Source organism: Butyrivibrio sp. NATIVEDY162 (assembly GCF_045999815.1).
Lineage (GTDB): Bacteria > Bacillota > Clostridia > Lachnospirales > Lachnospiraceae > Butyrivibrio.
Genome location: NZ_CP172573.1, coordinates 1,235,873 through 1,259,850 on the forward strand (window position 1 = coordinate 1,235,873; position 23,978 = coordinate 1,259,850).

General features: G+C 42.4%; 14 protein-coding genes. 2 read left to right on the forward strand and 12 right to left on the reverse strand.

The features are described 5' to 3' along the window. Positions 1-54 precede the first annotated feature (54 nt). From ACHCNF_RS05070 to ACHCNF_RS05110, 9 genes are all read right to left on the reverse strand, one after another. Positions 55-1,596: an alpha-amylase family glycosyl hydrolase gene (locus ACHCNF_RS05070; RefSeq protein ID WP_408071701.1), complete on the reverse strand. Its 1,542-nt coding sequence runs from the start codon at positions 1,594-1,596 to the stop codon at positions 55-57. 13 nt (positions 1,597-1,609) lie between these two features. Next, entirely contained in the window at positions 1,610-2,620 is a 1,011-nt protein-coding gene (locus ACHCNF_RS05075) for an ABC transporter ATP-binding protein (RefSeq protein ID WP_408071702.1), read from the reverse strand. After that, positions 2,613-3,596, reverse strand: coding sequence for an ABC transporter ATP-binding protein (locus tag ACHCNF_RS05080; protein ID WP_408071703.1), 984 nt, complete (start codon positions 3,594-3,596; stop codon positions 2,613-2,615). The genes ACHCNF_RS05075 and ACHCNF_RS05080 overlap by 8 nt, the downstream gene beginning before the upstream one ends. Positions 3,597-3,601: 5 nt before the next feature. Continuing rightward, positions 3,602-4,438, reverse strand: a complete 837-nt coding sequence (locus ACHCNF_RS05085; RefSeq protein ID WP_408071704.1) for an ABC transporter permease — start codon at positions 4,436-4,438, stop codon at positions 3,602-3,604. A 14-nt stretch (positions 4,439-4,452) separates the two neighbouring features. Next, a complete protein-coding gene (locus ACHCNF_RS05090) occupies positions 4,453-5,451 on the reverse strand; it encodes an ABC transporter permease (RefSeq protein ID WP_408071705.1) in 999 nt (332 codons plus the stop codon). A gap of 86 nt (positions 5,452-5,537) precedes the next feature. Beyond that, entirely contained in the window at positions 5,538-7,541 is a 2,004-nt protein-coding gene (locus tag ACHCNF_RS05095) for an ABC transporter substrate-binding protein (protein ID WP_408071706.1), read from the reverse strand. Positions 7,542-7,651: 110 nt separating this feature from the next. Then, positions 7,652-10,771 carry an alpha-mannosidase gene (locus ACHCNF_RS05100; protein ID WP_408071707.1) on the reverse strand — a complete coding sequence of 1,040 codons (3,120 nt, stop codon included), beginning with the start codon at positions 10,769-10,771 and terminating at the stop codon, positions 7,652-7,654. Between the two features lie 296 nt (positions 10,772-11,067). Further along, positions 11,068-12,861 (reverse strand): glycoside hydrolase family 2 protein, encoded by a 1,794-nt coding sequence (locus tag ACHCNF_RS05105; RefSeq protein ID WP_408071708.1) that lies wholly within the window; start codon positions 12,859-12,861, stop codon positions 11,068-11,070. Between the two features lie 213 nt (positions 12,862-13,074). Then, positions 13,075-14,037: an ArsR/SmtB family transcription factor gene (locus ACHCNF_RS05110; RefSeq protein ID WP_408071709.1), complete on the reverse strand. Its 963-nt coding sequence runs from the start codon at positions 14,035-14,037 to the stop codon at positions 13,075-13,077. Positions 14,038-14,384: 347 nt separating this feature from the next. Here ACHCNF_RS05110 and ACHCNF_RS05115 point away from each other — a divergent pair, with 347 nt between their 5' ends. Next, a complete protein-coding gene (locus tag ACHCNF_RS05115) occupies positions 14,385-15,461 on the forward strand; it encodes a threonine aldolase family protein (RefSeq protein ID WP_408071710.1) in 1,077 nt (358 codons plus the stop codon). Positions 15,462-15,637: 176 nt separating this feature from the next. Further along, positions 15,638-16,447 carry a hypothetical protein gene (locus tag ACHCNF_RS05120; protein WP_408071711.1) on the forward strand — a complete coding sequence of 270 codons (810 nt, stop codon included), beginning with the start codon at positions 15,638-15,640 and terminating at the stop codon, positions 16,445-16,447. Between the two features lie 108 nt (positions 16,448-16,555). Here ACHCNF_RS05120 and ACHCNF_RS05125 read toward each other — a convergent pair whose 3' ends face one another. Genes ACHCNF_RS05125 through ACHCNF_RS05135 form a run of 3 tightly spaced genes read right to left on the reverse strand, consistent with a single transcriptional unit; the run spans position 16,556 to position 23,967 of the window. After that, positions 16,556-18,928, reverse strand: coding sequence for an HD-GYP domain-containing protein (locus ACHCNF_RS05125; RefSeq protein ID WP_408071712.1), 2,373 nt, complete (start codon positions 18,926-18,928; stop codon positions 16,556-16,558). A gap of 43 nt (positions 18,929-18,971) precedes the next feature. Continuing rightward, the gene (locus tag ACHCNF_RS05130; protein ID WP_408071713.1) at positions 18,972-19,730 is read right to left on the reverse strand and encodes a response regulator; all 759 of its coding nucleotides are present in this window, start codon (positions 19,728-19,730) and stop codon (positions 18,972-18,974) included. 19 nt (positions 19,731-19,749) lie between these two features. Next, positions 19,750-23,967 carry a hybrid sensor histidine kinase/response regulator gene (locus ACHCNF_RS05135; protein WP_408071714.1) on the reverse strand — a complete coding sequence of 1,406 codons (4,218 nt, stop codon included), beginning with the start codon at positions 23,965-23,967 and terminating at the stop codon, positions 19,750-19,752. Between the last annotated feature and the right edge of the window lie 11 nt (positions 23,968-23,978).

Consider the following 23,978-nt stretch of genomic DNA (forward strand, 5'->3'; position numbering starts at 1 on the left):
ACCCCGGTGCAAAAAGCGCACCGGGGCAATAAGGAAAAGTAACACTGAAAAATGTTAGCGGACAACTACAAATGACTGAGGCTTAAGAGTGATCTTATCTCCAAGAGTTGCATCTCCTATGGAATAAATAATCTCACCTTTTACTGAAACATCTGCTACTGCCTCATTCACGGAAGGATTTACAGCTATGGTAAGCTTTCCCCTCCTATATACAAAAGGCTTTCCTTTTTCTGCAAACAATACCTCAAAATCTCCATCAGCCTGAAGGTCCTCTTCACTGTGTCTAAGAGCAAGAAGCTTCTTCACAGTATTAAGAAGTGAATCCGGATCTGCCTCCTGAGCTTCAACAGTCGGTGCATCGGCAGCACTGTCCACAGGCAGATATAAACTGTCCTCACAGCCCTCTGAGAACCCAAGGTTCTTACCTCTCTTCCACTGCATGGGTGTGCGAGAGCCTGTGCGGTAGTAACCGCCCTCCTTGGTTGTAAGCTCAAGGTATCTCATACCGATCTCATCGCCGTAGTACAGGAATGGAACTCCGGGCATTGTGAAAAGGAATGAATAAGCAATCTTGAGCTCATCAGGCTCAAGTGTATATCTTGGACGATTTGTGTCATGATTGCACGTAAGCATGGAAATATATCCAAGGTCCTTAGTGTCCTCATACCACTTTACATACTCATCAAGGAAGCGGTTAATATCACCGTTGCCATCCTTTTTGAAATAGGAATTATCTTCCTTTGTCTTGTCATTAACGAAATAATCACGCATCAAAGTAGAATATCCGTTTCCGGGGTGATTCAGATAAAAATCCATATCATATCCGGCTCTCAAAGCTATGGGAGGATTGCTCCACTCTGCTACCATTGCAGCATCCGGGAATTCCTCATCAAGCATTTTTCTGACATCCTTCCATACGGCACTTGTTCCTGTTTTCTTTTCATCATCATATTTTACAAGTGAACCTGCCATATCTACGCGGAATCCATCGCAGCCATGAGACAGCCAGAATCTCATAATGTCCTTAAGTGCCTCTCTTGTCGCAAGGCAGTCCGGGTGATCGATTGGAAGCTGCCAGGGCTCTGTAGGATTTAAGAATCCGTAGTTGAGCGCAGGCTGACATTTAAAGAAGTTAAGGACATAAGTTCCGCTTCTTTCGCTCTCACCGCCAACATAGTTTAAATCCTTGGCAGGCTGGAAGCAGAAATCAGTCCAGATGTAGCGGTTGGAATACTCGTTTTTGGTTTCCTTCTGACTCTCAAGAAACCAGGGATGCTCCTCTGATGTATGACCGGGTACAAGATCAAGTAACACCTTAATACCCTTTTTATGAGCTTCACCAAAAAGTCTGTACAGATCGTTATTACAGCCGTATCTGGGAGCTACCTTCTTGTAGTCTCTTACATCATAGCCTGCATCCTTAAAAGGTGAATCAAAGCAGGGATTGATCCATAAAGCATTACATCCAAGTGACTTTATGTAATCAAGCTTTTCTATGATACCGTTAAAATCTCCTATTCCATCCCCGTTGGTATCATAGAAGGACTGGGGATAAATCTCATAAAATACTGCGTCTTTTAACCATGTTGCTGCCATAATTTAAATCCTCTCATTTTGCTTTTAATATTTCATTCTGCCTGTCCATTGCTGCCTTCAGAGGATGGAAGCAGTATACGCTTCGTCCTCCTTCAAGTTTAATCTCTCCCGGTTTTCCCTGTCTACAGTTTTCTGTCGCATAGGGGCATCTGGGTGCAAACTTGCAACATGTCAGTGCATATTCTTTGGTTTCCATATCAGGCATAACATATTCCTGATTCCATTTATCTCCAACCCTTGGCACAGCCTCCATCAAAAGCTCCGTGTAGGGATGTGCCGGATAGTCCATGAGCTCCTTGGCAGGTCCGTATTCAATGAGTCCTCCCCTGTAAAGAGTAGCTATGTAATCAGACACGTAATACGCTGTCGAAAGATCATGGGTTATATAGATAAATGAGATGTTATATTTATCCTTAAGCTCTTTAAACAGATTTACGATGTTCATTTTCATGGAAGCATCAATGGCTGCCACAGGCTCATCAGCGATTATGAGCTTGGGCCTTGTTATAAGAGCCCTTGCAATTGAAACTCTCTGAAGCTCTCCTCCGGAAAACTGCGCCGTATATTTTCCCTTAACAACAGCAAGTGACATTCCCACACTCTTAAGTGCTTCGTCAGCCTTCTCTTCGGCCTCCTTCATATTTCTGGCGATGCCCAGCTTTAACGCGGTATTGTACAGATAAGTATCAACCGCTTTTCTTGGTGAAAATGACTCATAAGGGTTCTGGAAAATCGGCTGAACATCAAGTTTAAACTGCTTTTCATCGTAGCCGCCTTTATCGCTGTAGCTTTTCCCTCCCAGTATGATGTCACCACCATCCGGTGTATAGAGCTTTAAGATCATTTTGCAGAGGGTGGACTTGCCGCATCCTGACTCTCCTACTATTGACAGGATCACCGGTTTATCTGCATCAATCGAAATAGATACATTATCCACCGCTGTCATCTTTTTGCCGCGGAGCATTCCTCCAATGCGGAAGTTTTTGCTGACTCCCCTGACTTCAAGTAAATATTTATCAGACACTTGTCATACCTCCTCCCTCTTTTAGCAGATGGCAGGCTGCAAATCTGCCGGGTTTGATTTCTCTAAACTCCGGTACGCTGGCCCTGCATTTAACAGTTGCATATGGACAGCGTGGCGCAAATCTGCAGCCCGGAGGAGGATTCTTAAGTGCCGGAGGACGCCCCGGTATTCCGACCTTTGCACTCTTATCTCCGACTCTTGGCAGAGCATTGACAAGCATGGTGGTGTAAGGGTGAATTGGATCTTCAAAAATACCCTCTGTAGGCCCCAGCTCAATCATGCTGCCAGAATACATTATTCCCATCCTGTCCGTTATCTGGTAATGAACACCCATGTCGTGACTTACAATTACCATGGTGTTTTTCAGCTCCTTCTGAAGCCTTGTGAGCATCATGAGGATTCCCCTCTGAACAACCACATCAAGGGCCGTCGTAGGTTCATCCGCAAGCACCACGTTAGGTGACATAAAGGTAGCAAGTGCGATGATAACACGCTGTCTCATACCGCCTGATAACTGAAAAGGATATGCCTCAAGAATATCCTTGGACAGACTAAGCTCCTCAAGGTAATCAGCTACTCTCTTAAGAGTTTCCTCCTTGGTTTCTCGTTTTCTGTCCTCTGCGGGAATAGAGTCAAGGAACTGCTTTTTAAGTCTTGTAATGGGATCAAGAACAGACTGAGCTGCCTGCGGCACATAAGCTATATTGTTCCACCAGGTCTTACGGATTTCTCCGGATTTATATGAAAATTCCTTTCCGTTCTTTTCACCCGATAAAACTATCTGTCCCTTGTCAATGTTAAGGGGCCACTCAATGATGTCATAGAGTGTCTTTAAAAGTGTCGTCTTTCCGCAGCCTGATTCTCCTGCTATTCCAAAAATCTCATTATCATTTATTGTAAAATTCAGATCATTTAAAACATGAATGTCTCCATCGATTGTCTTATACGAAGTAGACAGATTATCAACCTTTATCATATATTTCACCTGCCTCTCTTCATTGCCAGATAATCGTTGTAGCCTGTGATGAGAAGGAACAGTCCGATAAACATCACAATAGTTGCTACTATGGGAGAGCCTATCCACAGCCATTGCTTGTTAAAAATCGCATTTCTCTCTCTTGCCCACTGGATCATGTTTCCAAGTGAAACAAGATTGGCAGGCGACAGTCCAAGCACTGCAAGAGATGATTCCGATGCTATGGCATTAAGTGTGGCATTCATGAAATTGGACAGTGACCAGGTAAGTGCAAAGGGAAGTATCTCCGTTACAACTATCTGTACTGTGCTCTCTCCTGAGAACTTCGCAGTCTGGATAAAGTCGCGCTCTTTTAATGTGAGAGCCATTGACCTTATCTGTCTGCTGGGCCATGCCCATGCAAACATTGCCAGCACAAGAGCTATGAGGATTACAGTTGATGTGCCCTTCATCAGTGAAGTCATGAGTATCAGTATGGGAAGTGAAGGTATTACAACGAAGGTATCCGTCACCACCATAAGAACTCTGTCAAGAAATCCTCCGGCAAATCCGGAGAGCAGTCCTACAAATACTCCCACCACCGTTCCAATAGTTGCCACAATTATTCCTATGACAAGTGAATTATGAATTGATTCAATAAGCAGCCACATCACGTCCTGTCCCATGGCTGTAGTTCCCAGAATATGGCCTTTTACAGAGCCAAGCTTGGGGTCGTAGGTATTAAAAATAAAAGGGTCTGTATGCGGAATAAAATAAATCACAAATCCTATTATCAGGAAAATGGATGTTATTATCATTCCGGACTTCAGTGCGAAATTCGCGTTTTTCCAAAACTTTTTCATCCTTCACACCTCCCTTATGAATATCTGATACGGGGATCGATGAAAGGATAAACCAAATCGACGATCAGAGTTGCTGTTGATATAGCTACAATTGATATCGTTATACATCCCAGGATCATGTTGTAGTCCGACTGCAGAATTGCTTTCTGGATCAGTGTCCCTACTCCCGGGTAGCCATAAATAATCTCAGTCATAATTGATCCGCCAAACACACCGCCAAGACTCATAGCAAGTGCCGTTACCTGTGTCAGAATGGAGTTTTTCAAAACATACTTTGTTCCTATAACGCCCTCTGAAAGGCCTCTGTATCTGGCATACAGCACATAGTCCTCCTCAGATGTAGTTGCCGCAAGTGACTTCATTGAGATGATCCACCAGCCTGTTCCCACAAGAAGAAGTGAAATTGCAGGAAGAATTGAAGATTTGATAAGTGATGCAAAAAATACTCCAAATCCCTGGAAGCTGTTAATGGTTGTAGTAAGAGGGAACCATCCCAGCACAAACGCAAACACTATCTGGAGTACAAGAGCTACTATGAAATATGGAATGGGATATAAACAAATCGCTATACCCTCCAGTATTTTTGACGATCTCTTGTTTTTCCTGAAACCTGCCAAAAGTCCGATCATGTTTCCAATGCACCACGCAAGGAGCGTTGAAAACATCGACAGCCCTACTGTATATGGTAAATATGTTGATATTATCTTGCCTGCAGGCTCGGGATAACTCATAAGAGATGGTCCGAAATCGAAATGCAGAAGTCCTTTCCACAAAAAGGTTGTATACTGCTCCATCAAGGATCCCTCAAGACCAAACTGCACTCGAAGAGATCTTCTTAATGCATCCATCTGTGCAGGATCCATAGACCCTGACCTTGCCGATATCTGACCGATCATGGATTCCACAGGATCAGAAGGGAACATCCTGGGAATAAAGAATATAAATGTAACGCCAATCCAAATGGTCAGCGCCCACGTCATTAGACGTTTTAAAAAATAAGTCCTGAATTTCACTAAACCACCAACCTTTTCAGATTTCTTTTCCTTTTAGATTTGGAAGGAGGCGCATCAAGCACCTCCTTCCTTTACAAAAACTATTATTAGTTTGCCTTAAACTCAGTCATGATGTACTTAAAGCAGCTCCACCACCACCAAGGTCCGTTATAAGCATTCTCCGCATTGGGATAATTGCTCCAATAGGTGCTGTTGGTAGGAACGAACTTAACGCCTGAATGGAATGCAAGGAAAGGCATCTCTGTGAACTGAATCTTAATGAACTCAGTTGCAAGATCATAAGCTTCCTGTGAATCAGGTGATACCTTTGCAAGCTTATGAATAATCTCAGTAGCTTCCTTGTTATTCCATCTGGAAGGCTGTCCGGAACCAATCTCTCCAAGAGGAACGATGAGATCTGCATCCCAGCCGTTGATCTGAGAATAGATATCCTTTGTGATAAAGCCTGTAGGCCAGTAGCCTGCTATCTCAAAGTTACCTGTTCCGTTGTTAGCGTCCCATGTAGCAGAGGACTCGGAAGAAATGTTGCACTTTAAACCGAATTTGGTAAGCTGATCATAAGCAGCCTGTACGCCACGTCCTGCCTGTGCTTCTGTATCTGCAAGGTAAGTAAGGTTGATTGTGAAAGGTTCTCCATTGAAGTACCAGCCGTCATCTCTCTTCTCAAGGCCGGCCTTTATGAGAAGCTTCTCAGCAGCTTCCGGATCATACTTAAGGCATCCCATACCAAACATATCCTCAAGATATGCGTCATCACCGGTTATGCCAAGTTTTTCAGCCATACGATTCTTATATTCTGAATCCCAAGGCTTTATTGTTGTTCCATCACCGAGGTCAAGCTCAAAGTCCTTGAGCCATCCTTCAAGCGGCTTACCATAGAGTTCCTGGAAGGCTGATGTGTTACAGAGAATTCCGAAGGGTGATGATCTTCCTACACCATCAAAGATATTCATGGAAATCTCATCAAAATTCATAGCAAGTGCGATACCCCAGCGGAAATCAGGATTGTCAAAAGGTGCACCTTTTCCCTGTGAGAAAGCAAGTCCCTTTGAGCAGGGGTCATCACTTGTCGCATAAGGAAACTCGTTATACCAGGCTGAAATCTTGTCGTTAGATGCCATCATGGTCTCAAGAATCTCAGGTGTAACTTCGCAGAGGATATCTACTTCGTTTTGTATCATAGCCATCTGTCTTGTGGTGTCATCACCAAGGAATCGGAACCATACATATTTTGCCGGGCACTGTTTTCCTGTAACAACGCCTACAGTTGTGTGCTCCCAGTCCTCTCTTCTCTCATAGAGAACCCATTTTCCAAGAGGATCGAAACTCTTAACTGTGTAAGGGCCTGCTACTACAGGATTTTCATCCTTGAAGGTTGAAGGATCTTCAACCTTGGAATAAACGTGCTCAGGTACGATTCTAAGATCATTACCCCAGATTGTTACACCCATCTTGAGAGCAAGTCTCGGGAAGGACTCCTTTGTCTTGATCAAAACTGTGTAATCATCTGTAGCTTCAACTGATTCGAAAATCTGGTTATAATAATCACTTGCACCGATTCCGGGTGTATTCATGATCATATTAAAAGTAAATGCAACGTCCTTTGCAGTAAGATCTTCACCATCGGACCACTTAATGCCCTGTCTTATCTTAACTGTGTGCTCTGTAAAATCAGCATTTGATTCAGGCATTCCATCTGCAACTTCTCCAAACTGCTCACCCTTTGAAGTGTCCATTTCCCACATCATGGCACTCATGAGCTGATGTATTCCAAAACCTGTTGTTGTACCCTGCATATAGGTATTGAACTGTCCGGGAACATCTGTAGGAGTCTGTGTCTCTACAATAAGTGTCTCATTTCTGGGTGTTCCGACTTCTGTCATCTCACCGCTCGGTGCTTCAGAAGGAGCAGCTTCCCCTGTAGATTCGCTGCTTTTTGAAGCATCTGCCGTATCAGTTTCTGTTGCAGTTGCACCAGCCGCATCCTGACTTCCATCACTTGGTGCAGTTGCAGTTCCACCGCCGCCACAAGCCATAAGAGAGATTGTCATTACGGATGCCATCAGTATGGAAACCAATTTCTTTCTCATATAACAATAAACCTCCTCTAAATAATAAGCGTTTTTTATTCCCAAGTGAGACAGATTATTTCCCCGATAACCTCCTTCCTTTTTTACTGATCTGTCTTCACCAAAAAGAATCAATGAATTTGAATTCTGACTGTCTTTACTTCAAAAGCCCTAAAGTCCAGAGTAAGTTCCCCATTTACAAACTCTATATCCGACAGTTTTTCTTCAAGCATGTTGCAAAGACTTGCCTTACCCCTAAGCAGTGTCTTTACATTCACCCTGCAGGCAGCCCCCTGTGCTTCATAGAATCTCAGGATAATATCCCCGGATCCGTCTTCTGCAGGTTTTACCGTATCAAGAATCACATTCTTTTTATCCAAAGTGGCAAGAGATTCCCCATCTCTCTTACCCCTGGCAATTATCGGAGCTGTGTTAAGCTCATACCCTTCGCGTACAACATCACTCTCAGCAAAGCTTCCTTCCCATGCCATAAATGCATAGGTGAAATGATGATGTCCGTTGTCAGCTCTCATCTCAGGTGAAGCTGCTGCCCTCAGAAGGGTAAGCTCCATTGATGATCCGTTCATGCTGATTCCATATTTACAGTCGTTTAATATCGCAGCTCCATGTGAGCCGTCCGCAAGTGCTGTATATCTGTGGTTGCACACTTCAAAGCGGTCCTTGTCATAGGCTCTTGACCTGTGTGTAGGTCTTTTCACATATCCAAACTGCATTTCGTTTATTCCCTCAGTTGCATAAATTGTTGTAGGGAATCCTGTCTTTAGCAATCTGTGAAGCTCGTTCCATTCAACGTCTGTTTCAAACTCCACTCTGTCAGCATCTGACGATAAGGATATAATCTGTTTAAAAGTTGAATTTCCGATATTTCCGCTAACTTCAACCTTAGCTGTAAGACCTCTCTCTTTTATGATTTTTGTGCTGACATTTTCAGCTCCTTCTATCTCCTGGTCGATATAATTTGAATCTATATCCCACGCATCAAATACTCTGGGAACATCCTTATACATATGAAAACGGTTCATGGGCTCCTTCGCGTACTCTCTTCCGGTCTTCTTAAGGACAAAGCTTGTGATCTCACCCTTTTTGCTGATTTTCACAATAATCTTTGTATTTTCAAGGATTATGTTCCCGCCTTCCTCGTAGGCTCCGGCTCCTGCAACCTCTGGCCTGCCTTTGCAGGGGATTAGTGTAACGCAGCCCATGGCAGGAATTGTCAAAAGAGCAGCTGCGCCGTCTTCATTTTTTTCTGTTATAACCGCATTGCCTTCCCCGTCTCTTGCACCTTCTGCAAAGCGCTCCGGAAGCTCAACAATTCTCTTTGTTTCAAAGGAAAGTGTGTTGAAAATGGTTATCGCATCCTCATCACTCTCGCATATACTCTCCGCAAATTCTGTCGTCTTTTCTCCTGCTCTTTTTATGAGCTTCTCCATCCTCTCGTTGGATTCTATGTACATCCTTTTTATTCCGGAACCCGGGAGTATATCATGGAACTGATGTAAAAGAAGTTCCTTCCATAGTTCTCCTGCCTCCTTAAGGTCATACTCACCGCCCTTTGCTACAAGAAGGCTTCCAAGGATTTCCATGTCTCTGAGAGCAAATTCAGCGCGCCTGTTATTGTTCTTAACCTTAGCCTGTGATGTGTAGGTACCTCTGTGAGCTGAGAAATAAAGTTCGCCTGTATAAGTATTTACGGGGCCGCCCTTTTCCTCCATATCCTCAAAAAACTCCACAGGGCCTGCCATTTTGACCCTTGCTGCTCCCTCAAGATTCGTCTCTCTTCTTGCGTATTCGAGATAATCTCTTGAAGGACCACCACCGCCATCTCCATATCCGAAGGGAAGCAGAAATGCATCAAGATCCTGAACCTGGCTTCTGTTTTTCCAGACTTCGTCAAGCTGCGAAGGGTCTGTTCTGTAGGTGTAGCTGGTAGGAAGAAAAGCCGTAATCTTAGAGCCATCCATTCCCTCCCATGTAAAATAGTGATAAGGGAAGGTGTCGCCCTCGTTGTAGGACCAGAAAATCTTCTGAGTTACCAGGTACTTAACGCCGCATCCTATGAGTATCTGCGGAAGCGCCGCTGTGTAACCGAAGGTATCCGGAAGCCACAGCACGATGCTGTCTACACCAAATTCTTTTCTGTAATATTCTTTGCCGTAAAGGAGCTGTCTTAAAAGTGCCTCGCCGCTTGCCATATTGGTGTCAGGTTCAACCCACATGGCCCCCTCAGCAATCCACTGTCCGCCTTTGATTGCTTCCTTTATTCTGTCAAAAAGCTCCGGATAATATTTTCTGCACATCTCATAGGCAGCCGGCTGACTCTGAATATATTTGTACTCCGGATATTGTTCTATGAGTCTCAGCTGAGCCGCAAAGGTTCTTGCTGTCTTTCTGTAGGTCTCCTGCATGGGCCACAGCCAGGCAAGGTCTAAATGCGAATTACCGACTGCATAAAACTGCGGCATTGTAGATCCGTTAACAGCTTCAAGATAAGGCTTTAAGGCTTCTCTTGCTTCTCTATAGCTTTGTATCCTATCTTCCTTTGGCTGTTCAAAATCAACTATCAGAGAAAACTGCTCAAGTCCCTTTGCAATCTTTGCGGCACGAAGCGTCGTCTGATCAAGGGTTTCAAGGAGCTGCCTCAAAGTATCAACATCCATATAAAGCTGATACGCATCCTCATTCCAAATGCCATAGGTGCAGTGTCCAAGAACTCTCCTTTGTCCCTCTGTTGCAGGATCAACAAATGCTCCGGGCAGAACAGGTCCTGTTGCGCAGCCCCCTGTAGGTGCCTCCGGATAGTAATGCCCCGCATAGGTCTCCATCAGGACCTCGTATTCCTCACCGCCTTCTGCACACGCTGTAAGCACATTATCCTCTATGTAATGATGCGGAACCCAAACCCAGTCAGCGCGATAAGTACCAAAGCTTTTTCCGTTTACAAAAAGAGTACTTTCGCCTCCCGGCTTAAGCTCCATTACTATTCTTTTTCCATTTGAATTTTCGGGAAGTGTGATCTTTGTCCTGAACCAGCAATACTCGTAGGTATTGCCCCATGTGAAACCGGGCTCAACCGGTCTGAATTTTAGATCCCCAAGATTTTCCATACCCAGCTGCTTCATTGTTACTGCAGCTTCCCACTCCATCTCGCCAAGAGGTTCATAGAAATCGTCCTTCAGTGTACGCACCCAATGACTGATCCTGTCCCTCCACTCGGAATGCATAACATTCATTTCCTTCTCCTCCGTATAGCAAAATCCCTGATAAACGTTTTCGCCTTTGCCCTATCAAAAGCGTCTTTTTAAAACGTTTCCCCTTCAAGGTTTCTTCATGATAACACCTAATAACTTACGAAAAAATACATTTGCCCTTAAGTTGTACTGTTTTATAGTATTTTTTAGACATTTTCTCTTCATTTTTGTTCAATAGCATTTGCTTTTAATATTCAGAACAAAAATCTTGTTGTAATAAGAAAAATGTTTTGTAAAATCGCTTTAAAAAACATTAAAGGTCTTGATATTTTTGAACGTTACCTATGCAGCGCATTATTCTGCACATTTATCTCTCTGATTTTCTCGGGATCAACTTTAAATCTGCGGTCGATGGTCATAAGTCCGTTTACTTCCTGCTGTACATCGCTGACCTGTGTGTAGCAAAAGCCCGCTGCATAAGACAGATTCATTATAGCTTCCGTGATTTTACGATAGCGGTCTATGAAGGCATCCTCATCGGAAACTGTGTTGCCGTAGCCCCACTCATTTTCCGCATTTGTAGAAAATGCTATTCCGCCATACTCACTGATGATTATGGGCTGCCCTGAATAAGAATAGCCTTTTGCAAAGGCCATATTTGCCTTGTTGTGGGCATAGGTTCCTGCCAGGATCTCATCCTTTTTTTCGGTGTACCTTTCCGTGAAAATCTCGCCCTTTTCCTCATACTCGTGCAGCGTAAGGATGTCCGACACAGTGTGCTCCCATCCATCGTTTACTATCACGGGGCGCATTCCGTCTATGCTCTTTGTAAGATGATAAATGCCTTCCGTAAAATGCTGCTGCATTCTGTCTGTTGAAACTTCATGTATGCCCCAGGATTCATTAAACGGAGTCCAGGTGATGATGCATGGATGGTTGTAGTTCTGTCTGACTATAGCCTTCCATTCATCGGTAAAGTTGCTCACGGCTTCGTCATCATAGTCATAGCAGGCTGCCATCTCACTCCATACCAGCATTCCCTTAACATCACACCAGTAGAGGAATCTCTCATCCTCTGTCTTCATGTGTTTTCTAAGACCGTTAAAGCCAAGCTGATGGATTTTATCTATGTCATCAATAAGCGCGTCCTCACCGGGAGGTGTGAGGTGTGAGTCCTTCCAATAGCCTTGATCCAGAATAAGCCTCTGGTATATCGGAACTCCGTTTAATAAAAACTGGCCGTTTTCTGTTCGTATACTTCTCATCCCAAAATAAGAAAGTATGTTATCTGTTTCTGCGCCATCCTTTTCCAGGGTAAGTGAGAGGTCATAAAGTTCGGGATTCTCAGGTGTCCAGGTGTGCAGTCCCCACTCTGCTTCGCCGTAGTCTGTAAGTTTTACATCTAATGTCACATGGTTACTGTTTACTGATGTGCAAAAGCTTCTGATCAGAGTTTCGCCAAAGCTTATCTCTCCCTTAAGAGCATAAATAAATGGCTCCTTAGCAGTTTTGGAAACCGGAAGCCCTTCAAATTCAGCTTCGATTTTTATACTGCTATTTTCAAGGTCAGGTGTAAGCTTTATGTTTTTTATGTACTGCTCAGGCACTTCCTCAAGCCACACGGTTTTCCATATTCCTGTAGTCTGAACATACCAGCAGCCAAAGTTATCCTTAATCCAACGCTGTTTTCCTCTTGGCTGTCTTATGCTGAAGGAGTCCTCAACTGTGATTGTTATGTCATTTGTACCGTTCTCTGCAATCTCTGTTATATCAAAGCTTGCTCTCTCATATGCTCCCTTGTGAGAGCCTGCGTATTTGCCGTTAACCCAAACCTTTGTCAGATAATCGCTTCCCTCAAGGTGCAGAATATATCTCTTGTGCTTATCCTTTTTTAATTCCAGTGTTCTGTGATACCAAACATGTTCATGAGCTTCCTCTCTGCCGATTCCGCTCATTGCCGTTTCGTATGTAAAGGGAACCATGATACTAAGCTCTGTATCAAATCCCTTCTCCCAGCCACTTTGTGTCCCCACGTTTTCATCATCAAATGCAAAATCCCACTGACCGTTTAAGTTGATCCAATTGCTCCTGACAAGCTGCGGTCTGGGATAATCCTTGATATAACTCCTCATAAATATTTTTGCCTTTCCGGTATTGTTTTTTTACTAAGTATTTTGCGTTCAAGAAGTTTAGTATTTACAAGTAAAACTATAGACAACTCAGAAAGTGTATTCAACAAAGTTTTTGTTTTTATAGGCTGTTTTTTATGCTTTTAGGGGTATTTGAACAATATTTTTGTTTAAATATCTTAAAAAATCCTTTACTCCACAAAAAAAGCGAAGCAATTAAGCTTCGCTTTTAGACTTTCCGCCTGCATATTCATATGCAAGTCCCATCACTATATCCTGTTTGTAATCTCCGAATTCTTTTCCGAAGATATTGAATCCGCCGATGTGTTTGGCATTTTCCTTGTTTCCGAATCTTACAGTTATCCTATGTGAATTCATGATTCCCAATTCTTCTATTGTAAGATCTCCAATTCTTTTCTGATTGATATATGTACCTTTTCCTGTAACCTCCCATGAGGTAAGCTCTCCGTACTGCGTCCTTCCCTTAGGCCAGTATGCAGGATTATTAAGCCCCATTCTCTCTCCATAGTCTCCATCACAGGTCCAGGTGCCACATTCAATTCCATTTATCCACAGGGTTATGTCTGATTTCCAGTCAAGATTAAAGCCCGGTGCCTCAGAGCAAATCTCAGCTGAAATAGAAATTCTGTTAAGTTTTGCAACAAACGGAAGAGAAAAAATCTGATTAGGAAACGAATACTCGACATATCCTCTGGAGGACCACAGTATCTTGGCGTTTATTCTTTCAGGTAAATAAAAATTCTCTTCCCTGTCATCCATGCTTATAAGTCCGTTCTCATCAGCCAGACCACAGGTCTCGTACACATGACAGTCCGTATAAGCACCTATGGGCATCTCAACCCTTAAGACATCATCCACATTCTCAGTAGGTTCCACAAGTCTGATATCAATCCTGTCAACGTTGCGGCTACACATCTTAATGCTGCCGCGTGTCCCCGGTATCTGCTCCATTCTTACCAGGTTTGCTTCCTGCAGTGCCTTAATATGAGAAGCACAGCTTGATGCAGGAATCTTGAGTTCTCTTGCTATATCTGCAATACTCATCTGCTCCTTAGCAATTATTGAAAGAATCTGTGCTCTTATCGGAACAGAAAGTGCTCTCCCCACCGCTGTAAGTTCATCCGGTTTACCCAGATTAAGATATACATTTTTTGCCATCTGATAATACCCATCTCAAAGTTTTTTATATACTACTAATTTCAAAGCTTTCCACTTATCAATTAGGCTATCAGTTTACCATTTTGTATAACTTTCTTCAAATGTCAGGGAACCATTCGTTCCTCCGGTGCGGCGATTATTAGGGTTCAAACATGCTTTGGGTGGCATATATACAAATCTCCCCACTATTTTAATAGCCTCGCCAGCAGAAGAAATGGGGCTCGCAGGGTTTTAGGATATGGGAAGTTTAGATATATTTTTTAATTATCATCATAAGTATTGCGCACAAGCTTTTTTGGCGTAAAATATCAATAAAAAATCTATATATCTTCAAGGAGAAAGCAGTAATGGATAACAGGATTTCATTTTCAAGTGACTATACAAAAGGTGCTCATCCTCGTATTCTCGAGAGGCTTGGCCAGATTAATCTTGAGCAGAATGACGGATACGGAACCGATGAATATTGCAAGAGCGCTGCAGAAAAAATCAAAGCAGCCTGCGGATGTCCGGAAGCAGATGTTTTCTTTCTTGTAGGAGGAACCCAGACCAATCAGACTATTCTTGATATGCTGCTTAAGCCCTATGAGGGAGTCATTGCTGCAGCCACAGGTCACGTTGCAGCCCATGAGGCAGGCGCCATAGAATTTTCAGGACATAAGGTGCTGACAATCTCCTCAGATACTGACTGTGATGGCAAAGATATCGCAGTTTATTCAGATGAGATTGGGAAAATAAAAGCTTCAGATATCAAGGCCTACATCCAAGGTTTCTATAATGATGATAACCATGAGCATATGGTTTTCCCCGGAGCTGTGTATATATCCCACCCCACAGAGTATGGTACTCTATACACCAAAGCTGAGCTCTCAGCAATTTCACAGGTCTGCAGAGAGTTTGACATTCCGCTTTTTATTGACGGGGCAAGACTTGGCTACGGCCTTATGAGCAATCGCACTGATGTGACTTTAAAAGATATCGCCAAGTACTCAGATGTATTCTATATCGGTGGAACAAAGGTCGGTGCATTGTTTGGCGAAGCTGTTGTGTTCCCTAAGGGAGTACCTACAAAGCATCCCGTTCCAATTATCAAGCAGCACGGTGCTCTCCTTGCGAAAGGATGGCTGCTTGGCCTTCAGTTTGACACACTTTTTACAGATGAACTGTATTTTGAAATTAGCAAAAATGCAATCGAGAAGGCAGAGCTCCTAAGAAAAGCTCTCGTTGAGAAAGGTTATAAGCTCTATATCGATTCACCTACAAATCAGCAATTTATCATCATGGAGGATGACAAGCTTAAGTCCTTAGCAGAACATGTACGATATGGTTTTTGGGAAAAGCCTGATGATAGCCATACCGTAATAAGACTTGCTACCGACTGGGCAACAACAGATGATGATATACGAGAGCTCATGCGGTATATTTAACATCTTACATTTAATGCACTTAATGATCCGGTAAAAAATCGCATAAATGTTAAAAATATGTTACAATATCAAACATGTTGTCTTTTTAAGGCTACTCCAAAGGGAATGGACTATAGCATTGGCAACAAAAAATGAAAGAGGTATCATTTTGGGCTGGTACCGGAAAGAGGTATTGTATGAAAAAAAGTTTTGCAACAAAGGTAAAAGCGCTTGTTCTTGCGCTTAGTGTTTTTAGCTGCAGTTTTGCGGTTAATCCGGCTGAAGTTAAGGCAGCTACCAATCTTAACATGAATCAGCCTTACAGCTTCACACTTAAAACAAACGGATCATGTGACTTCACATTCCAGACACCTGCAAGTGGATATTTCAAGGTTGATCTGCAGGTAACTAACTGTATCGATAATGATGGGAAGCATCTCACACCCAATCCTTCACAGTTAGACTTATCAGTAGATAATCAGCTTCTTGATACTGACCTTGATGGTTCTCACAGCGTCTCACACAGCTACGCTTATGCTCCCGGAAAAACAGGAAGCATACATGTAATTGCAGGTACAGGATATGCTGCAACATATTATTACAAGCTCACAGTAGTAAACGAGACACCCGCTAACTTTGAGTCCGAGGACAATAATACTGCAAAGGCTGCAAACAAAATAGTTACAAAAAAGCTTTATAGCGGAATCCTCAACAAGAAAAACGATGACGAGGACTGGTACCTTTTCAAGGCTCCAAAGACAGGTAACTACAAGTTCTATATTCAGAACACAGATGATGCTGCAACAGGTGATTTCTTCTACGTAACAGGCTACAAGAGCAAAACCAAGGTAGATAAAAAGAACTCATTTAAAACTGCACATGCAGGAAAAGGCTTCCTTACCTTAAAAAAGGTTAAGCTTAAGAAGGGCAAGAAGTATTTTATCAGAATCAGCAGCCCCCTCTACGAGAGCATTCCTTATGAAATCAAAGTAAAGAAAGTAAAATAAAGCTTCCTGCAAGCCCCATTTCGTCTGCTGGCGAGGCTAGCGCAGACGAATGGGGCTTGCAGAAGCTTTTTATGAGTGATTTTAGTAAGATGAAGAAGCATATGCTTTTTATCTTATCCTTATATCTGTAAGAGCGACCTGATCGCCTGTAAGTGCTGCGTAAATCTTGTTATTGCCATCGTTTATGGTAGTGACATTTTCGATGTAAATACCAAGATTCTCAGCGATGGTTGTTACGGTATTTCCTTTTTTCTTAAGAAGTACCTCAAATTCCATGCCTCGCTGACAGGTAGTTTTCCAAACATTCCAGTTCTGGAACTTCTCAGTCTTTTTTATTATAAATTTGTTTTGCGCAAATTCCTTAACAGGATCACTCTCACCATTTAGCTTGATCAATGCATATTCACGATATCCCTCACCAAATACCTTCTTATCATCTGAATAAAAAAGTACCAGATATGGGCAATGCCACACAAGACTTGCAGATGGAAGGCTCATGGAATGGAAATTCAACTTTAGATGATCGCTGATTGCAATGCCCTCAGTAGCATCAGACCTTGTCCTGTCAATCTGGATGTTTGGCACATCGGATGAGAGTCTATACGTATAATCGAGCTCATCTTCTATTCTCGGAATATCCTCAGCTCTTACTGCTTCATCTGTCTTTTCAACATCTATACCTGTGATATAACAGTTTTCACCGGTGATACCTATATATGCAGCCCTTGTCTTATCAGGAAGAGCAACAATCGCTTCTATTATCCTGCCTCCGCTCTCCATAAGGAGCTTTAAATGATCTCCATAGCGGCCTGCGGTAATGGCATAGGCTTGTCCTGCTTCATCATTTCCCTGATCATTATCATTTCCCAAAGTTCTGATTCTTATATTTCTTGCACCTGTCAGAACATTGTGACCATCAAACCAAAGCTCTCCGTATTCAATGTAGCTAAATGCATCTATAGCTCTTTGACTGCTGTATGCATGCCTGTCATAGGAATCAAACAAAATAATGGATGGCTGACTGAATCCGCCAAGTTCATTTCCCAATCTGACGCAGGAGAATTTCACTCTCGTAATGGTATCGTCTATAATTATTCCTGCTGAGATCTTGTCTCTGTATTCTCCGCATTTAAGCTCTGTTTCTATAGGAACTTCTTCAGTGATGATGCTCTCATTAACATCTGCATCTATAAGCTGAATAGCTATGTCCGCATAAGTGGGATCAAACTGCGTGCCGCCTCCTTTTACAAACTCCTCACGTATAATGGGAAGTGGCAGTGCATCTCTGTATTTCTGTTTTATACTCATTGCCACGTAGGCATCGGCAATTGCTATGATACGTGATATCTCAGGTATAGCTTCACCTTTAAGTCCTTCAGGATATCCTGTGCCATCATATCTCTCACAGCAGTACCTGGCAGCAATACTAAGATAGGGATATTCCGTAATCCCTGACAAAATCTCACTGCTAAGAATAGGCTTTTGCTTAATCCTCTCATATTCCATTTTTGTCAGGTCATCTGTCTTTTCGACAATTGCATCAGGCATTCCTATCATACCTATGTTGTGAAGAAGTGATGCATAATATACTTCGTCGCACTCCTCCTCGGATTTGCCTGCAGCTTCCGCAATTCTTCTAGCCATTTCAGCAACCATTACCGAATACCCTTGCTTCTCATCATCCTTTTTTTCGACAGCCTTTACAAAAGCCTCTGCTGTCTGCTCAAAGAGGCGCTTTGTACTCTTCTTTTCATTCTTCAGGTTCTCCATCTCAAGATTATGAGCCTTTATTACCTCATCATTTACGTCAAGATAAGTGAAGATGTACAAAGAAATGGACACAAGTACCATCGCCATATTTACAATTGATATTCCATAAGTAAATATCTGAATAATTCCCATGACAATAGGCACAAAGATATATAATGTCATGGCTGTGTAAATATATATACTGAATTTTTTCCTGTTTTCAAATATAACCGTAAACTGTATTATCGGGCAGATTACCGGAATAAGATAGCACAGAATAAATCCAGGTCCTCTGTGGTATACATTATTAGAATCAAATGTATAATAAAGTCCCGTAAATTGAGATATAACAGCGAGCATCATACCTATAGCAGATGTTATACCTGTGAATATAAGTCTCTTCGGAATAACTGTGAGTTTTGATTTATTATTATTCAGAAGGTCAACAAGATACAGATTAAATACAAATACAACAGCAGGCGTCAGGAGAAATACCATAAAATTGGATAGTCTCACCATAATAAAAGATGTAATTCCTACCCCACCGGAATATATATATGCCAATCTGTCAAAGAAAAGAAGAAAAGCCGCAACAAGCTCCATCCCGATAAGTATCCACTTTCTCCTCGTCGGAAGGAATCTAGTTATCAGAAGCAAAAATCCCATTATCAGACATATAGTACACAGGATCCGCATGATATCCAATTGATTGGCTTTTATAAACGCGTACATCTATTCCCCTTATAAGTAATATATCACGTACTTTTCATGCTCTTTATTTATGCATGATGAAAAATTCCTTAAGCTTTTCAAGGAGCTCTGCCCTTCCGATATTCTTAAGAAAATATCCTTCAGGTCTAAGAGCAACAACTGACATAACACTCTCTTTATCGCTTTTTCCGGTAAGGAACATGACAGGAATTGCCTTTGTTTCATCATCACTTCTTAGCATCTCCAGTACCTGTGGTCCTGTGGTTACAGGCATCTCATGATCAAGCAGGATCAGATCAGCCTTATTTTTCCCAAGCCACTTTATCGCCTGCATACCGGAGTTAGCCATGGCAACCTTATACTCTTCCTTTAGCCATTCACGGACAAGGGTAAGATACTGCGGGTCGTCATCCACAACAAGAATGCACTTCCTCAGCTCGCCGGTAGCCATCTTCTGGAAATAGTCGGTAACAGCAGTAACATAGTCAGCATTATTTACCGGTCTTGAAAATGCCTGATAAATAAGCTGTGCAGGTATGATCTTTTCCATGGTTTCTATGTCTCTCTGCTCACCTATCAGTACCATCTGAAGACTTTTTTCATTCATCTTATCTATAAGAAAATGAATAGCTTCCTCATCAGGCAAGTCCTTTTCATCGAGATATAACGTCACAAGAGCGGCATCTCCGATTCCGTTATTGATGTCATTGACACTCCAATGAACAAAAGACGTAGAGCATCCTGCCGCCTCAGCCTTTTGTATAAGTACCCTGACAATAAACGATTCCTTTTCCCCTACCACAATCATGCTGCTTCCTGCCATAGTAACTCCCTTCGCATGTTTATATTAGTTCTTCCATTTTGTCCCAGTCAAAGTTTCTGAGCATCTTCTCAAGCTCCGCAACCTTCTTCGCATCTTCCTCGGGCAGCTTAAATGATTTTAGCTGTCCAATAATCATCTCAACAGCATCGTAATCCATCTGAGGAATCACTTCACGCAGAGCCTCATAAGCTTCTGAAAGCTCTGAATCAGATATATCCTCTTTACCTGTATCATCCTCTTCCTTGTTGTTAAGCGGAGCCAGTATCTCTTTAAAGGTGAGATAGTCACTCATAAACCTTGCATTATTATTATTTATAAATCTTGTATCATCACGATTTCCTGCATCCTCAAGTGAAGCTGCAAGCTGGCTTAACTCCATTGCTCCTATTATCCTTGCAGAGCTCTTAAGCGCATGAACCTTTATGGTATAGAGTCGGATGTTCTTCTCATCATATGCATCCTGAATTACCTTAGCATTAGATTCTATGGTATCCAAAAACAGTCTCAGCGATACCAGATATCCTCCAACTCCGCCTGAATTCTTTATGCCCTCATCAACATCAATCTGAGGAACATCGTAGATCCATTTAAGGTCCTCCGGAATTGTAGTAATCTCTTCCTCATAAAATTCTTCTCCGCTCGGTCTTTCCATCATTTCAGGAGGCAGATGTCTCATAATGGTCTCCTCAAGCTGCACACTATCGATGGGTTTTCCGAGATATCCATTAAATCCGACAGATTTATAGAACTCTTCATTTTCGGATGTATTGGCAGTAAGGGCGTATACCGGAAGCTCCGTATCCGTCTTTCGAATCTCCTGAACAGTTTCAACACCGTCCATCTCAGGCATCATATGATCAAGGAAAACAACATTGAATTTGATTTCCTGAATCTTCTCAAGACATTCTGCACCACTTGTGGCAGTAGTTACAAATACCTTAGTTGACTTCAAAAGTCCCTTTATTACAGTAAGGTTCATGGGATTATCATCCACCACAAGAATATCTGCATCCGGCGCAATAAACTTAGGAATATGAGGTCCGTTAAGCTGTGTATCATCATGCTCAACAAACAGCCCCATGGGAGTGGGATCGATCACCTTCTGAGTCACCACAAAGGTAAACTCAGAGCCCTCACCATACGCACTCTTACAAGTGATACTACCGCCCATAAGTTCAGCAAATCTTCTTGATATATCAAGGCCCAGTCCTGTTCCCTGAATTCCGCTGTTCTTTTCCTCATCAAGTCTCTCATAAGCAGTAAAGAGTTTTTCCATATCCTCCTGCTTTATGCCGATACCGGTGTCCTTGACAACAAAACACATATCGCACTTGTCGTTTTCACGCTTGAGCATAGTCACATTGAGAATGAATCCACCTCTATCAGTATATTTTACCGCATTTGTAAGTAAATTGACCACAATTTGTCTTATTTTTCCATTATCTCCATAGAGTCTTCTGGGAATCATCTCATCTACAACAACATCAAAGGTAAGCTCCTTCTGTGTACTGCGAACTCTTATCAGATTAACTACAGAGCGCAGGGTGTCCTGTATATCATATTCATTTTCCACGAGATGCATCTTGCCTGATTCAATCTTGGATATATCAAGAAGATCGTTTATAAGGCCAAGAAGTGACTCAGAAGCACTCCTTATGTCAAAGGCATAATTCATCATGGACATGAAATAGTTCTTGGGAACGCCGGTGGAATCCTCTCGCATTACCATCTCGTTCATTCCCATGATGGTATTTATAGGTGTTCTTATCTCATGGGATATATTGGCAAGGAATCTGGTCTTGGCGGAGTTGGCACGCTCTGCTTCATCCCTCGCCTGTCTTATCTCTCTGTACTGTCTGCTGATGACAGTAGTCTTCATTACTTCATAGACTATAAATCCCACAAGCAGCGCCACGACCATGAACACCATGATCCTAAACAGGAAAAGCTCTACAAATCTTGGCTTTTTCACAATATCAAATATGGCTTCTTCCATAATGTCTGAATCATTGTCCCCCAAAATCTGTATATGAAGCTTGTAATTGCCATAAGGAAGCGCTGTGTATTCCAACGCTTTAAGTTCACTTCTGGGCAGAATTATTCCGGTGTCTTCGCTTCCCTCCAGATACATTCTTATCAAAGGATTCATCATAGTGTAGTCAATGACTGAAGCCTGTATCTGAATACGGTCATTTGACGGAGGTATAACATATCTTCCCTGTTCATCAGGCAGTATTCTGGTATCACCCAGATACATGTTTTTTAGTTTTACTCTGATCTCTGATTTTTCTTCATAAAAATGGTCGGTATTGGCTCTTATAACTCCCCGTCTTCCGGCAACATACAATTTTTCGTTTGGTCCCTTGGCACTATAGGAATTGGAGGTCACAGGAAATGGCAGACCGTTGGCAGCATTGTACATCCTGTAGCTTCTGATTGAATCAGTCATCATGTCCTCTATACTTACTTTAAAAATACCGCAAGCTGACAGCACCCATGCACAACCATCCTCATCAGTGAAAATATCGTAATTGTTATTATAAGGAAATGAAGATACGGTCCTTATATCCCCATCCCTCATATACTGAATGGAATTGGATGTAAGAATCCAAAATACATCATTAACATCATCTCTCTTAATTCTTGTTACCACATCACTTGTGAGTCCTTCATCACGGCCTATCCTGGATATATTTTCACCGTCAATGACATATATTCCATCGCCATCAGTACCGGCATATAGTCTTCCTTCTTTATCTTCTGCCACAGTGAAGAATATCGTATTTTTAAGTCCATCCTCAGTAGAGATGGATCTGACCACTTTATCGTCCTTTATAATTGCGATGCCGCCATTTGTTGCAACCGCAACTCCGCCATCGCTCAGTTCGCAGGTGGATCTGATCTCATTATTGGGAAGTCCGTTAACAACAGTATATGTATTGACCTGGCCATCATTAGCTACTCGGACAAGCCCTCTTCCTCCTGTATCAGTGGAAATCCACAGATTACCTTTGCTGTCTGCCATGATACATCTTATCTTGATATCCTTAAGGCGCTTTGTAAGATCATTAGTAACCGGCTTATCCGATGGATCAACAATATACAGGCCATAATCGGTGCCTACATATAATTTATTCTTATAAAAACAGGTTGCATTTGTTACCGTCTCCCTGATACCTGCTTCCTCCGAGAGATTAAAGAAGTTGTTGGCTACAACCTTCATTACTCCCTGAGTAGATGAAGCCACCCAAAGATTACCCTGGTAGTCGGAAGTCTGCATCTCTATTGAGCTGGTCATGGGCAGATTATTAGCAAGCTTGAAGTGCTTTTTATCCTCCATGTAGCCTATTCCGTCCTTTGATGATATCCATACACGGCCGCAATCATAGCTTATCCAGTGAAGGTTATTAAGTGCATACACTGTAGCTCTTATCATGTTTATGGATCTGGCACCAAAATCACCGTAGTATACAGCATTCCCTTCCGTAATCAAATACACCTTTCCATCGACTTCAGGATCTGCCAGAATGGAGGTTATGGTATCTGTTCCAAGCTCTTCTGAAGTATGGGCTTCGCCAATCTTGCAATCATCTATAGAAAATATCATTCCGCTTCTGGTCTGTCCGTATACTCTGCCTGCAGAGTCAGAATCCAGTTTAAGAACGCGTTCATCATTTATTCTTGCATCATCAATAATCTTAAGCTTTCCTTCAGGATCAATATAGGCAACACCTGAAGTAGTCCCAATATATACATTGCCCTCACTATCCTCAGCAAAGGATCTTATAGACGAGGACACAAGTCCATCCTTGTAGGTATAATGAGTCTGTACTTCTCCATCAACCACAACAACTCCGTTGTCATTGGTTCCTACAAAAATTCTGCCTCTGCTGTCTTCAAACAGTCCTCTTCCACTGGTAAGTCCACCTGACGTATCGAGCTTTTCAAAAGTCGTTCCATCATAGCGGAAGACACCACTGTAGGTACCAATCCACATTGCACCGTCACTTGCGCATAGAATGCTGTATGCGTCAGAAGTTACAAGTCCGTTTGAGGAATCATAAATCTCCGCAGTATAACCCACATGGGATAATTGTCCCGAAATGGCATAGCCTCCCCCAATAGGCTGACTGTCTTCCTGCGCCATTCCTTTTAGACCTGTAGTCAAAAGCACCATAACAGGTATGATTGCCATGAGTATATTCAGTTTTTTATTGCAAAAAAACTTTCCTATCAACTCTGATTTCC